Source organism: Streptomyces niger, assembly GCF_000718305.1.
Taxonomy (GTDB): Bacteria; Actinomycetota; Actinomycetes; order Streptomycetales; family Streptomycetaceae; genus Streptomyces; species Streptomyces niger.
This window is the reverse complement of sequence record NZ_JOFQ01000011.1, coordinates 356,674-369,856: the sequence shown is the minus strand read 5'-3', so window position 1 is coordinate 369,856 and position 13,183 is coordinate 356,674. Positions and strand designations below refer to the sequence as shown.

Below are 13,183 nucleotides of genomic sequence, written 5' to 3'. Positions count from 1 at the left end.
GGAGGTGTGACGAGAACGCGTACGGGGCGACCGCCCGCCCCGTACGCGCGACCGCCGCGGCGGGGTGTCGTTCGCCCCACCGGGCATTCCCACCGCACATGGCCGGGATAATCGCTCACCATGAAGCACCAGCGTTTGATCCTCGCCACCCGCAACGCCGGCAAGATCACCGAACTCCGCGCCATCCTCACCGAGGCCGACCTCGACATCGAGCTGGTCGGCGCCGACGCGTACCCGGACGTCCCCGACGTCAAGGAAACCGGCGTCACCTTCGCCGAGAACGCCCTCCTCAAGGCCCACGCCCTCGCCCAGGCCACCGGCCACCCCGCCGTCGCCGACGACTCCGGCCTCTGCGTCGACGTCCTGAACGGCGCCCCCGGCATCTTCTCCGCCCGCTGGGCCGGCCGCCACGGCGACGACCAGGCCAACCTCGACCTGCTCCTCGCCCAGCTCTCCGACATCGCCGACGAACACCGCGCGGCCCACTTCGCCTGCGCCGCGGCCCTCGCCCTCCCGGACGGCACCGAGCGCGTCGTCGAAGGCAAGCTGGAGGGCACCCTCCGCCACGCCCCCGCCGGCTCCGGCGGTTTCGGCTACGACCCGATCCTCCAAGTCGAAGGCGACACCCGCACCTGCGCCGAACTGACGGCCGACGAAAAAAACGCCATCAGTCACCGAGGCAAGGCGTTCCGCGCCCTGGCCCCGGTGGTCCGCGAGCTGTTGGGCTGATCGGCAGCCGTGCAGCAACGCCGAAAGCCCGGTCTCGCTCATGCGAGATCGGGCCTTCGAAAAACCAAGGTCACTGCTGGTGCGGCCGGTGGGATTCGAACCCACACGGGCTATCGCCCACGAGCTTCTAAGGCTCGCATGTCTCGCCTATTCCATCACGGCCGCTAGCCGCCAGCCATGGTACCGGCTGGCGGCTTCAGTGGGGCCCCGGTGGGGTCAGCGGGCACCGCGGCGCCAATCACCTCCCCTGCACCAGGTGCTGGTGACCGCATGGCAGTTGGGGCAGAGCAGGCGCAGGTTCTCGGCCCGGTCGTCGCTCCAGTCGCCGTTGATGTGGTCGACCTCCAGCGTCATCGGCCTCCCGCCCCAGGTCGCCCCCGTTCCGCACTCGATACAGCGCTCGGGCACTCCGATCTGCTCGAGAGCGCGCCGGAGCAGCCCCGATTGTGTGCGGTGCCTTCCGTCGTGTTTCACCAAGATGCGCTCAGGCGGTTTCCTGGGCGTGGGGCCCGGTCTTCCGCGCTGGTGCGCCTGCCCCAGGAAGTGGCTCGTACTGGTGCCCTCTTCCGCGACCCATTGATGGAACAGAGCCCGGGCGGCGCGATTGTTCACCGGTTTGCCGAGGTGCCGAAGGGCCGCTGCTATGGAGACCGACGCGTTGACGGCTTCTTGCAGTGCCTCTTTGGTAGGGCGCGAGTGGGTCGTACGTCGTGGCGTGTGATCAAAGTGCGAGATATCGATTCCGAAGCGATCGAAGCGCTTCACCAGATGCCGTCGCACGCCGCGGTAGACATGGCCGCCGCAATAGGCGATGACTTCCTCGATGCTGCTGCAACAGCGTGCCGCTTCCGTCAGGAGCTCGCGTGTGTATTGGACGCTGACGCTCATCGCGGCACCCCGGCCCATGAGCTCTGGCCCCTTTTGTTGCGCCCACGGTAGGAGTCGGTCGTGGAATGGCAGTTCGGGCAGAGCAGGCGCAGGTTCTCCAGGCGGTTGTTTCGCCAGTTGCCATCGATGTGGTCCACCTCCAGCGGAAGCGGGCAGCCGCGCCAGAGCATGCCCGTTCCGCAGAGGGAGCAGCGCTCGGACACACCGCGGTTCAGCATGGCCAGCTTCAGCCGATCGGGGTCCGCGCGGCGGGCGTTCGCTGGATCCTGCTCAACGAGAAGTTCTTCGATGGTGCGCCGTCGGTGCGAGGTCCGCTTCGTACGTCCTCCTGCGCCAAAGTGCGACGTGTCGATCCCCAACGCACGTAACCGACGGCTGATGTGGGCGTGGTTGCCGCCGACGGGATCGAGGCCGAGATGGTGGAGGACCTCGTACACGCTGGTCGAGGCGGTCACGGCCGCTTCGAGAACTTCCTTGGTCCAGCGGGTGCCCTCCCGTTCGAAGTGTGACGTGTCGATGCCCAAGGCCTTCATCCGCGTGCGGAGGTAGCGGCGGGACGGGCCCTTGGGGTCCACGCCGAGGTGGCGTAAGGCTTCCGAGAGGGTGCGGGAGGCGGCTGCGGCCTGGGAGAGGCGGGCGTGGGTGTACGGACTGCTGGGCACGATCTTTCCCCCGTTCGGTGACCGGTCGCCTTGGTGTCGATGTCGGTGTCGGCGGCCGGTTGTTCCTTTCTCGAATGGGCTAACGAGGGAAGTGGGGGGCGGTTACGCAGAGTTGTCGCGAAGAGTAGAAAAAATGCCCCGGCCGATCCCGGCCGGGGCATTTCGTGGAGCTGCGAGGTGTCAGAACCGCGGGTCCGGGCTCTGGGCCGTGACCATTTCGACGGCTTCCTCGTGGGTGGCTACCGAGGGCGGGGAGCCTTCCAGGGGCTGCTGGGCGGTTTCCTTCATGCAGAGCACGGCGATGACGCCGATCAGGGCCGCGCCCATGGCGTAGTACGCCGGGATCATCTGGTTGCCGTGGAAGCCGGCCATCAGGGCCTCGATGACCAGGGGGGTCGTGCCACCGAAGAGGGAGGTGGAGAGGTTGTAGCCGATGGAGAGGGAGCCGTACCGGACGTTGGTCGGGAAGAGGGCCGGGAGGGCCGCCGACATCGTGCCGAGGAGGCAGACCAGGGAGAAGCCCATCAGGAGCATGCCGACGCAGATGAGCAGCAGGTTGCCGGTCCCCACCAGGAGGAAGGAGGGGATGGAGAGGACGAAGAAGCCGAGCATGCCGGCCATGAGCAGCGGCTTGCGGCCGAAGCGGTCGTTGAGGCGGCCGACGAAGTTGATGACCAGCATCAGGACGACCATGGTGCCGAGCAGTACCAGCAGGCCGTGCGACTCCGAGTAGTGGAGCGTGGAGGAGAGGTACGTCGGCATGTACGACAGCAGCATGTAGTCGGTGATGTTGTACGCGCCGACCAGGCAGATGCAGAGGATCAGGGCGGGCCACTGCTGGGAGAAGATCTCGCCGATCTTCTTCTTGGGCTGGTTCTCGGAGAGGTGGGAGAACTCCGCCTCTTCCTCGCCGGCCGAGCCGGACGGGGAGTGCGTCTGGCTGGCTTCCAGCTTCTGGAAGGCGGGGGTCTCGTCGAGCTTCATCCGCAGGTAGAGACCGACGAGGCCGAGGGGGCCCGCGACCAGGAAGGGCAGGCGCCAGCCCCAGCTCTCCATGGTGTCGGAGCCCAGGAAGGTGTTGAGGAGCAGGACCAGGCCGGCGGCGCCGGTGTAGCCGGCGAGGGTGCCCATCTCCAGGAAGCTGCCGAAGAAGCCGCGCTTCTTGTCGGGGGCGTACTCGGCGATGAAGGTGGAGGCGCCGCCGTACTCGCCGCCGGTGGAGAAGCCCTGGACCAGGCGGAAGAGGATGAGCAGGACCGGTGCCCAGAAGCCGATGGTGGCGTACGAGGGGATCAGGCCGATGCAGAAGGTGCCCACGGCCATCATGATCATGGTGAGGGCGAGGACCTTCTTGCGGCCGATGCGGTCGCCGAGGGGGCCGAAGTACGCGCCGCCGATGGGGCGTACGAGGAAGGCCACCGCGAAGGTCGCGAACGAGGACAGCAGGCTCGCGGTGTCGCTGCCGCTGGGGAAGAAGACGTGGCCGATCGTGACGGCGAGGTAGCTGTAGATACCGAAGTCGAACCACTCCATCGCATTACCGACGGCGGCGGCCTTCACGGCGCGCTTCACGGTCCGTTCGTCGGTGATCGTGATGTCGGTGCGGCGGAGCTTGGGGTTCCTGCGGCGGTTGATGGCGCGGAAGAGCGCGCGGTGGCGCCGGACCGCCTCAGGGTCCAGGTCGGCCCCGGACGTGGCATCGGTACTGCCGGTCGTCACGAGTGCGGGTCCTCTCGCTCGGTCGGTCCGCGCACTGCGCGGTGGGCTCGTTTCGAAAGGGGCGTCTGCGCGGTTACGGAGCCGGTCAAACCACTTTGGCGGCAGAACGTGGTTTTCGTCACTCGGTGTAGGCCGTTTAGGGCGGGTGTGACGTGGTTGTGCCGGTGGTGTGGACGGGGGCGTGGAGGCGGTCGGAGGGGGAACCGCGCGGCCTCCCACCGGGACCTGTGCCCGGTGGGAGGCCGCGCGAAGCTGATCCGGACGCTTGGGGTCCGGCGGTGGGTGCTGCAGCGAGTGGCTCCGGACGCTTCGGATCCGGCGGTGGGTGCTGCAGCGAGTGGCTACAGCCCGAGGTCCTTGATGATCTTGGCGACGTGGCCGGTGGCCTTGACGTTGTAGAGGGCGCGCTCGACCTTGCCCTCCTCGTCGACGATGACGGTGGAGCGGATGACGCCGGTGACGACCTTGCCGTAGAGCTTCTTCTCGCCGTAGGCGCCGTAGGCCTCCAGGACGGACTTGTCGGGGTCGCCGAGGAGGGTGACCTTCAGCTCCTCCTTCTCGCGGAACTTGGCGAGCTTCTCGGGCTTGTCGGGGGAGATGCCGATGACGTCGTAGCCGTGGCCGGCCAGGAAGTCGAGGTTGTCGGTGAAGTCGCAGGCCTGCTTGGTGCAGCCGGGGGTCAGGGCCGCGGGGTAGAAGTAGACGATGGTCTTGCGGCCCTTGTGGTCGGCGAGCGAGACCTGCTTGCCGTCCGCGTCGGGGAGGGTGAAGGCGGGGGCGGTGTCGCCGGGCTGCAGTCGCTCGCTCATGGCTCTCCTCAAGGTGGGTCGGTGACCGTGCCGACCTCGGTGGTCACGTGTGCTGCCCCGAGGTTACTGAGGTCCGCCGACAGGCCTTCATGCCCTCGGCCGGTTCGTCTCTTTGTACGCCGCGTGGGCGCGCTGATCGGGGGTGCCGTGGCGCGGTTCGGCGGGTGAGCTGACAGACTGTCCATCAGGAACCATCAAGACGTGTACTCACCGGCCGAAACGACGGAGGCAGCGCGGTGTCGGATGCCAGGACCCCTGCGCAGATCGAGGCGGACATCGTCCGCCGGCGGCAGGAGCTCGCCGTGACGCTCGACGAGATCGGCGTGCGGCTGCACCCCAAAACGATCGTCGGCGACGCGAAGGCGAAGGCGGCGGCGGCCGTGGACCGTACGGCCGGGCGGGCGTACGTGGTCGCCAACCGCGCGGTCTCCGACGTCCGCTCGCAGCTGGTGTCGGAGGACGGCGCGCCGCGGATGGAGCGGATCGTTCCGGTGGCGCTGGTGGCGGTCGGCCTGGTGGGGCTGCTGGCGATGGGCGCGCGGAAGCGCCGTTCGTAGCGGAAGCGCCGTTCGAGGGGGCGTCGTCGGGGGCGTTGAGGCCGGGCCGGGGTCCGCTGCGGGGGCGGGTACAGGTACGGTCTTGCCGTGAGCCCGAACAACACTCAGGACACCCACGACAAGCTGCCGATCCGGATGCTGCACGACCGGGTGCTCGTCCGTACCGATATCGCCGAGGGCGAGCGCCGCTCGACCGGCGGCATCGTCATTCCGGCGACGGCCGCGGTCGGCCGCCGGCTGGCGTGGGCCGAGGTCGTGGCGGTGGGGCAGAACGTCCGTACCGTCGAGCCGGGGGACCGGGTGCTGTACGACCCGGAGGACCGTGCCGAGGTGGAGGTGCGGGGCGTCGCGTACGTGCTGATGCGGGAGCGCGATCTGCACGCGGTGGCGGCCGAGCGCCTGGAGGGCGCGGAGGATGCCACCGGGCTGTACCTCTGAGGCGGGCCGGCCGGCCCCTCTTCGTCCCTTTGTGAGCCCTGTGACGGGCGGTGACCGGGGTCACCGCCCGTTTTGTTGTGCGTTGCTATGGTGGGGACATCCCGACGAGACGCGCCGTACCGGGTCATGACAAGACGACGCACCCCTGTAGATGCCTGCACGCATGCGTGTGTGCGCTTGTCACGGAGGTGCCGTCATGGCATGGATTCTGCTGCTCGTCGCCGGTCTGCTGGAGGTCGGCTGGTCGATCGGGATGAAGTTCACCGACGGGTTCACGCGGCTGTGGCCCAGCCTGTTCACGGGCGCGGGCATCGTCGCGAGCATGGCCCTGCTGTCGTACGCGGCGAAGACGCTGCCGATCGGTACGGCGTACGGCGTGTGGGTGGGCATCGGCGCCGCCGGTGCGGCGGTCGTGGGCATGGTGGTGCTGGGTGAGCCGGCGACCGCGGCCCGGATCTTCTTCATCTGTCTGCTGCTGGTGGCCGTCGTGGGGCTGAAGGCGACGTCGGGCCACTGAGAGGTCCGCGCACGGCGAGGGGCCCGGGGCACGTCGACCGACGTGCCCCGGGCCCCTTGTGCGTAGTGGCCGCTAGTAGTCCCAGTCCCCCTCGGTGCCCGGTGCGCCGCCGGGGCCGCCGCCCGGACCGCCGCCGCCTCCGGGCCCGCCGCCGGGCTCCACCGTGGGGAAGTCCTCGGTGGGCGCTGTGGTGGGCGGCGGCTCGGACGGGAAGGTGGGCTCCGGCGGTTCGACGGTGGGCGGCGTCGTGGTGGTCGGGGGCGTGACGGGCGTCGTGGGCTCGGAGGGCGCGCTGGGGGTACCGGTGTCGTCGCCCGGCGCCGTGGGCGTCCCCGTGGCGGTGGGCGCCGGTTCCTGGGCGCCGCTCTCCAGCTCCAGGTCGAAGTCCTTGGCGATCTTGCCGTCCAGCGCGGCCGCGGTGTAGTCGGCCCAGATCTGGGCGGGCCAGCCGCCGCCGTTGATGCGGGCGAGGCCGCCGGCGCCGTACAGGGGTTCCTGGGTCGCGGTCTTGGGGTCCTGGCCGAACACGGCGATGACGGTGGCCAGGTCGGGGGTGTACCCGGCGAACCAGGCGGCCTTGTCCTCCTCGGCGGTGCCGGTCTTGCCGGCGGCGGGCCGGCCGGCGGCCTGGGCGGCGGCGCCGGTGCCGCCGGGGCTCTCGACGACGCTGCGCAGGATGGAGGTGGTGGTGTCGGCGGCCTCGCGGGGGATGGCGCTCTGTTCGGCCCGGTCGGGCAGCGAGAGGTTCTCGCCGTTCTTGGTGATCTTCGAGAGGAAGGTGTACGGGACGCGCTTGCCGTGGTTGGCGAGGGTGCCGTAGGCGCTGGTCATCTCCACGACGCTGGGGGTGGCGGTGCCGAGCGAGATGGATCCCTGGGACTCGGCGAGGCCGGGGGTCTTGCGCGGGATGCCGAGGTCGACGGCGGTCTCGCGGACCTTGTCGGGGCCGACGTCGATGCCCATCTGCGCGTAGACGGCGTTGACGGACTTGTCGGTGGCCTCGGAGACGGTGATCTGGCCGTAGGAGCGGTCGTCCTCGTTGGCGGGGGCGAAGCCGGTGGGCTGTCCGTCGCTGATCGTCATCCGCTTGTTGGTGCCGTCGTAGACGGTCTGCGGGGTGATCGTCCGGCCGTCCTGGGTGGTGGCGTGGTTGGCGACGGCGGAGGCGAAGACGAAGGGCTTGAAGGTGGAGCCGACCTGGTAGTCGGCGCGGGTGGCGCCGTTGACGAACTGCTTGGCGTAGTCGATGCCGCCGTACATGGCGACGACCTTGCCGGTGGCGGGGTCGATGGAGGCGCCGCCGGCCCGGACGTTCTTGTCGGCGTCGCGGTTCTTCTTGTCGAGCTGGTCCATCATCTGGTGGTCGACGGCCTTTTCGAGGGCCAGCTGCTTCTTCTTGTCGATGGTGGTGGTGATGCGGTAGCCGCCGCCCTTGAGGTCGTCCTCGTCGAGGATGTCGTTGTTGCGGAGGTAGTCCTTGATGGCGTTGACGAAGTAGCCGCGACGGCCGGAGAGGCCGCTGGGGGTCTTGGCCGCGCCGGGCGGGTCGAACTTGGTGGCGGCGCGCTTCGAGCCGCTGAGCCAGCCCTTCTTGACCATGCCGTCCATGACGTAGTTCCAGCGGGCCTCGGCGCGCTGCCGGTTCTCGGGGTGGACGACGATGTCGTACTGGCTGGGGGCGTTCAGGAGGGTGGCGAGGTAGGCGCCCTGGGCGGCGTCGAGGTCCTGGACGTCCTTGTTGTAGTACGCCTGGGCCGCGGCCTGGATGCCGTAGGCGTTGCGGCCGTAGTAGCTGGTGTTGAGGTAGCCCTCCAGGATCTCGTCCTTGCTCACCTCGCGGTCCAGCTTGATGGCGATGAAGAACTCCTTGGCCTTGCGGGTGACGGTCTGTTCCTGGCCGAGGTAGTAGTTCTTGACGTACTGCTGGGTGATGGTGGAGCCGGACTGCTTGCCTCTGCCGATGACGGTGTTCCAGGCGGCGCGGACCATGGCGATCGGGTTGACCGCGGACTCGTTGTAGAAGTTGCGGTCCTCGGCGGCGAGCACGGCGTGCTGGACGCTCTTGGGTACCTGGCTGAGCTTGACGTTCTCGCGGTTCACCTCGCCGTCGCGGGCGAGCTGGGTGCCGTCGGAGAAGAGGAAGACGTTGCTCTGGGCCTTGGCGGCCTGGTTGGCGGGCGGGATGCCGACGAGGAGGTAGCCGGCGATGAAGCCGCCGACGATGATCAGCAGGATCGCCAGGATGCCGCCGAGGGTCATGCGCCAGGTGGGTAGGAACCGGCGCCAGCCGGTGCGGCGGGGGCGGCCCTTCTTCCCGGTGGGCGGGGCGGCGCCCGGTGCGTCGTCGGGGGAACCGATACTTCCCCGGTCGTCCTGCTGCGGATCGTCGTTCATGTCTGTAGTGACTCCTCGGCCGCCGCCGATGGTTGTGCCGCGGCGGATCGGTGTCGTAGCGGGCGATTCGCGCCCTACGCCGGAAAGTGGTCGTGTCTTCCGAAATGCAAGTGTCGCCCGTGGAGAAACTCTCGCATCCTGCGAGCCGACCCAAGAGGGTGGCACGCACATGTGACCGGTCTGTGACCGGCCGAACGGGTTCTCTCCCTCACTGGATCGGGTGATAAACCCGTGGTGCCCCCGCCGACGGCGGAGCTAGGCTCCGTTGTTTTGGGTTGGTTCGGCGTCAGACCTCGGGGGACGGCAGCGTGGGCGGGGCAATTCTTCAGCGCGGTGGCGGCCTCGCCCTGTACGCGGCCGTGGCCAGGGGCGGCTTCCGGCGGTACGTCACCTACCGCACCGCCACCGCCGCCGGGGTGTTCACCAACACCGTCTTCGGCTTCATCATCGCCTTCACCTACCAGGCCCTGTGGGACGAGCGGCCGCAGTTGGGCGGCTACGACCAGGCGCAGGCGCTGACCTTCGTGTGGGTCGGCCAGGCGCTGCTGGCGACGGTCTCGCTGGTCGTCGGCGGCGGTCTGGACGAGTTGCAGGAGCGCATCCGCAACGGCGACATCGCGGTGGACCTGTACCGCCCCGCCGACCTCCAATTGTGGTGGCTCGCCGCCGATCTGGGCCGGGCCGCCTGCCAGCTGCTGGGCCGCGGGGTGCTGCCGATGGCCGTCGGCGCGCTCGCCTTCGACCTCGCGCTGCCCGCCGCGCCCGGCCTCTGGGCCGCCTTCCTGGTGTCCGTCGTGCTCGCGGTGACGGTCAGCTTCGGCTTGCGCTACCTCGTCGCGCTCACCGCGTTCTGGCTGCTGGACAGTGCCGGGGTGGCGGTGCTCAGCGGGCTGGCCGCGATGTTCTTCTCCGGAATGCTGCTGCCGCTGCGGGCCTTCCCCGACGGCTTCGGCGAGGTCGTGCGGATGCTGCCGTGGGCGTCGGTGCTGCAGGTGCCGGCCGACGTCCTGCTGGGGCGGTACCAAGGGGCCGCCGTGCTGGGGGCGCTGGGTTTCCAGGCGGGCTGGGCGGCGGTGCTGCTGGCGGTGGGCCGGCTGGTGCAGTCGGCGGCCACCCGGAAGGTGGTGGTGCAGGGTGGCTGAGTCCTTCGGGCGGGCCGCGCCGGTGCGGCACGGCATACGGGCATACCTGCTGATCGTAGCGATGTGGGTCCGGTCCACACTCACCTACCGGGCGTCGTTTGCGATCATGGCCGTCGGCAATGCCGCGGGCAGCGGCCTGGAGTTCGTGACGATCCTTCTGATGTTCTCGCACATCGACGAGCTCGGCGGATTCGGGCTGCCCGAAGTCGCCCTCCTCTACGGCTCGTCGGCCACCGCCCTGGGCCTGGCGGACCTGCTGCTGGGCAACGTGGAGCGGCTCGGCGCGCGGGTGCGCGACGGCACCCTGGACGTCCTGCTGGTCCGCCCGGCGCCGGTGTACGTACAGGTCGCCGCCGACCGGTTCGCGCTGCGCCGGATCGGGCGGCTCCTGCAGGCCGTGGTGGTGCTGGGCTGGGCGCTGGCCCGGGTCCCGGTGGACTGGACGCCGGGCCGGGTGGTGCTGGCCGCGGCGATGGTGGTGAGCGGGGCCGCGATCTACGGTGCGCTCTTCACGCTCGGCGCGGCCTTCCAGTTCTGGGCCCAGGACGCCGCCCAGGTGCAGAACTCCTTCACATATGGCGGAAACGCGATGCTGCAGTACCCGCCCACCGTCTTCGCCAAGGACCTGGTGCGCGGGGTCACGTACATCATTCCGCTGGCCTTCGTGAACTGGTTGCCGGCGCTCCGCCTCCTCGGTCGGGAGGACCCGTTGGGGCTCCCGAGCTGGGTGGACTTCCTGGGGCCGGTGGTGGCCGCGGTGGTGTGCGGGGGTGCGGCGCTGGCGTGGCGGGCGGGGCTGCGGGGTTACCGGAGCACGGGGAGCTGAGACATGACTGCGGACCAGGTGGACGGACAGGTGGACGGGAACGGGCCGGAATTCATCGCACTGGAGGGGGTGGAAAAGGTCTTCCGGGTGCGCCGCAAGGCCGGGCGGCTGCGCCGGGTGAAGCAGGAGGTGCGGGCGGTGGACGGCATCGGCTTCCGCATCGGGCGTGGCGAGATGGTGGGGTACATCGGGCCGAACGGCGCGGGCAAGTCGACGACGATCAAGATGCTGACCGGCATCCTCGTGCCCAGCGGGGGCCGTATCCGGGTCGCGGGCATCGACCCTTCGAAGGAGCGCACCCGGCTGGCCCGCCGGATGGGCGTGGTCTTCGGGCAGCGCACGACCCTGTGGTGGGACCTGCCGCTGAAGGACTCCTACGAGCTGGTGCGGCGGATGTACCGGGTGCCGCACGACACGTACCGCAAGAACCTCGACCGGTGCGTGGAACTGCTCGACCTGGGTCCGCTGTTGGACGCGCCGGTGCGGCAGCTGTCGCTGGGGCAGCGGATGCGCGGGGACATCGCGGCCGCGCTGCTGCACGACCCGGAGGTGCTGTACCTGGACGAACCGACGATCGGGCTGGACGTGATCAGCAAGGCGCGGGTGCGGGAGTTCCTGCGCGAGGTGAACGCCACGCTGGGCACGACCGTCCTGCTGACCACGCACGACCTGACCGACATCGAGCAGCTCTGCCGCCGGGTGATGGTGATCGACCACGGGCGGCTGATGTACGACGGCGCCCTGGACGGACTGCACGGAATCGGCGGGAGCGAGCGGACGCTGGTGGTGGACCTGGAGCGGGAGCTGCCGCCGATCGAGGGGGTACCGGGGGCGCGGACGGTGAAGGTGGAGGGGCCGCGGCAGTGGCTGGCGTTCCCCGCGACGCAGAGCGCGGCGCCCGTCGTGGCGGCGGTCGCCGAGCGGTGGCCGCTGGTGGACCTCTCGGTGCGCGAGCCGGACATCGAGGACGTGATCGCGCGGATGTACACCCGGAGCGCCCCGAAGCCACGCACCCCCGAAGCGCGGTGAAGCCGGGCCGGGCGGCTCGTTCCCGGCCTACTCGTCGGCCATGGATGAGGAACTCCCCGAATTGCGGGCCTCCGACGTCGACCGGGACCGGGTGGCCGACATCGGCGGCGCAAGGAGCTGGGCTGGCCGCCGCCCGCCGTCCTACAGTGACGCCGGGGTCGAGCCCTTGAGGGCCTTGAGGTTCACCGCGCGGGCCATCGCCTTGTAGCCCTCGTCGCTGGGGTGCAGGTGGTCGCCGGAGTCGTACTGCGGGAGCAGCCGGTTCGGCTGCGCCGGGTCGCGCAGCGCCTTGTCGAAGTCGACCACGTTGTCGTACACCCGCCCGGCCCGGATCTGCGCGTTGACCTGCTGGCGGACCTGGTCCATGCGGACGTTGTAGCCGCGGTGGCCGTAGAACGGGGTGAGCGTGGAGCCGGTGACCCGCAGGCCGCGCGCGTGCGCCTGCTCGACGACCTTGCGCATTCCGGCGACCAGCTTCTTCGGGTCCCACTGGCGCGGGGTCTTGAACAGGTCGTTCAGGCCGATCTCGACGATCACGGCCTTCACCCCGGTACGGGAGAGCGCGTCGCGGTCCAGCCGGGTGAGCACGCTGGGGCCGTTGTTGGGGGAGTAGCGGCTGCCGTCGATCAGCAGGCGGTTGCCGCTGATGCCCTGGTTGAGGACGCCCAGGCGGGGCGCGTCGGGCTCCTCGCGGAGCCGCTTCGCCAGGAAGTCGGTCCAGCGGTGGTTGGCGCCCATCGTGGAGGTGATGCCGTCGGTGATGGAGTCGCCGATGACGACGACCGAGCCCTTGGCCTCGCGGCTCCAGACGTCGACGCCGGTGAGGTAGCGCCAGTACGGGCTCTGCTCGGTGTAGGCCGTGCCCGCGTCGTCCGCGGCGCGGTCGCCGCGCGCCAGGTAGGAGGTCTGGCGGGCGTACGGGTGGTAGGTGACGGGGCCGGAGGGCGCCGGGGAGTACGTGGTGACCAGCAGGTCCGCGTCGTGCGGCACGTCCAGTCGCACGGGGTCGCTGGTTATGGCGCCGCCGGCCGGGATGACCACGGAGGGGCGCTCGCCGAAGGAGAGGCGGCGCATCGTGCCGGCCGCCGCTGTCGGGTTGTTCGGGGCCGCGGCCACGGCGACGGTGGCGTGGGTGATGGCCAGCGGGCGGGTGCCGTAGAGGTTGGAGAGCTGGATGCGGGCGCTGCTGCCGCCGACGCTGGTGTGGATCACGTTCCGGATCGACATGCCGGCGTAGCCGTCGAGGGTGCCCGGCTCGGCGGCCGCTGCCGACGCCGCCCAGGTGCCGACCCACTGGCCGGAGACGGCGGGCGCTGCGGAGTTGCGCGGGCTGTGCGGGTCGCCGCCGGTGCCGCCGCCGTGACCGCCGAAGCCGACGAAGATCGCGGTCGATACGAGGACCACCACTGCCGCCAGGCCGGCGAGCAGGGCGTAGCCCACACTTTTGGTCATGCGGGGGCGTTCTCCTGGGGC

13 protein-coding genes, 1 tRNA gene and 1 riboswitch are annotated in these 13,183 nt (G+C 70.0%); of the genes, 7 read left to right on the top strand and 7 right to left on the bottom strand.

What is annotated here, in order from left to right:
* Positions 1-120: 120 nt before the first annotated feature.
* The gene (locus tag IF20_RS22595; RefSeq protein WP_052867063.1) at positions 121-729 is read left to right on the top strand and encodes an XTP/dITP diphosphatase; all 609 of its coding nucleotides are present in this window, start codon (positions 121-123) and stop codon (positions 727-729) included.
* A 77-nt stretch (positions 730-806) separates the two neighbouring features.
* On the opposite strand, the gene IF20_RS22590 is transcribed toward IF20_RS22595, so the two are convergent.
* The 5 genes from IF20_RS22590 to bcp all read right to left on the bottom strand — a co-directional run bounded on the left by IF20_RS22590 (position 807) and on the right by bcp (position 4,807).
* Positions 807-894 (bottom strand) — tRNA-Leu (locus IF20_RS22590).
* A gap of 51 nt (positions 895-945) precedes the next feature.
* A complete protein-coding gene (locus IF20_RS22585) occupies positions 946-1,617 on the bottom strand; it encodes an HNH endonuclease signature motif containing protein (protein ID WP_052867178.1) in 672 nt (223 codons plus the stop codon).
* Entirely contained in the window at positions 1,614-2,279 is a 666-nt protein-coding gene (locus IF20_RS22580; RefSeq protein WP_052867062.1) for an HNH endonuclease signature motif containing protein, read from the bottom strand. Before IF20_RS22580 ends, IF20_RS22585 begins: the two co-directional genes overlap by 4 nt.
* A 180-nt stretch (positions 2,280-2,459) precedes the next feature.
* Positions 2,460-3,998 (bottom strand): glycine betaine/L-proline transporter ProP, encoded by a 1,539-nt coding sequence (gene proP / locus IF20_RS22575; protein WP_052867061.1) that lies wholly within the window; start codon positions 3,996-3,998, stop codon positions 2,460-2,462.
* 341 nt (positions 3,999-4,339) lie between these two features.
* Entirely contained in the window at positions 4,340-4,807 is a 468-nt protein-coding gene (bcp, locus tag IF20_RS22570; protein WP_052867060.1) for a thioredoxin-dependent thiol peroxidase, read from the bottom strand.
* Positions 4,808-5,043: 236 nt separating this feature from the next.
* On the opposite strand from bcp, the gene IF20_RS22565 reads away from it, so the two are divergent.
* The 3 genes from IF20_RS22565 (at position 5,044) to IF20_RS22555 (ending at position 6,319) form a co-directional block, all read left to right on the top strand.
* The gene (locus IF20_RS22565) at positions 5,044-5,364 is read left to right on the top strand and encodes a DUF3618 domain-containing protein (RefSeq protein ID WP_052867059.1); all 321 of its coding nucleotides are present in this window, start codon (positions 5,044-5,046) and stop codon (positions 5,362-5,364) included.
* 135 nt (positions 5,365-5,499) lie between these two features.
* Positions 5,500-5,802 (top strand): GroES family chaperonin, encoded by a 303-nt coding sequence (locus IF20_RS22560; protein ID WP_174856576.1) that lies wholly within the window; start codon positions 5,500-5,502, stop codon positions 5,800-5,802.
* Between the two features lie 76 nt (positions 5,803-5,878).
* A riboswitch (guanidine-III (ykkC-III) riboswitch) is annotated at positions 5,879-5,946 on the top strand.
* A 52-nt stretch (positions 5,947-5,998) separates the two neighbouring features.
* Positions 5,999-6,319, top strand: coding sequence for a DMT family transporter (locus tag IF20_RS22555; protein ID WP_052867057.1), 321 nt, complete (start codon positions 5,999-6,001; stop codon positions 6,317-6,319).
* A gap of 72 nt (positions 6,320-6,391) precedes the next feature.
* Here the strand turns inward: IF20_RS22555 and IF20_RS22550 are convergent, their stop codons facing one another.
* Positions 6,392-8,713, bottom strand: a complete 2,322-nt coding sequence (locus IF20_RS22550; RefSeq protein ID WP_052867056.1) for a transglycosylase domain-containing protein — start codon at positions 8,711-8,713, stop codon at positions 6,392-6,394.
* Positions 8,714-9,021: 308 nt separating this feature from the next.
* Between IF20_RS22550 and IF20_RS22545 the strand changes: the two genes are divergently transcribed.
* The 3 genes from IF20_RS22545 to IF20_RS22535 all read left to right on the top strand — a co-directional run bounded on the left by IF20_RS22545 (position 9,022) and on the right by IF20_RS22535 (position 11,710).
* Positions 9,022-9,855 carry an ABC transporter permease gene (locus IF20_RS22545; protein ID WP_234426773.1) on the top strand — a complete coding sequence of 278 codons (834 nt, stop codon included), beginning with the start codon at positions 9,022-9,024 and terminating at the stop codon, positions 9,853-9,855.
* Positions 9,856-9,916: 61 nt separating this feature from the next.
* A complete protein-coding gene (locus tag IF20_RS22540) occupies positions 9,917-10,681 on the top strand; it encodes an ABC transporter permease (protein WP_110944459.1) in 765 nt (254 codons plus the stop codon).
* Between the two features lie 3 nt (positions 10,682-10,684).
* Positions 10,685-11,710: an ABC transporter ATP-binding protein gene (locus IF20_RS22535; RefSeq protein WP_052867054.1), complete on the top strand. Its 1,026-nt coding sequence runs from the start codon at positions 10,685-10,687 to the stop codon at positions 11,708-11,710.
* A gap of 141 nt (positions 11,711-11,851) precedes the next feature.
* Here IF20_RS22535 and IF20_RS22530 read toward each other — a convergent pair whose 3' ends face one another.
* Entirely contained in the window at positions 11,852-13,162 is a 1,311-nt protein-coding gene (locus tag IF20_RS22530; RefSeq protein ID WP_052867053.1) for an SGNH/GDSL hydrolase family protein, read from the bottom strand.
* Between the last annotated feature and the right edge of the window lie 21 nt (positions 13,163-13,183).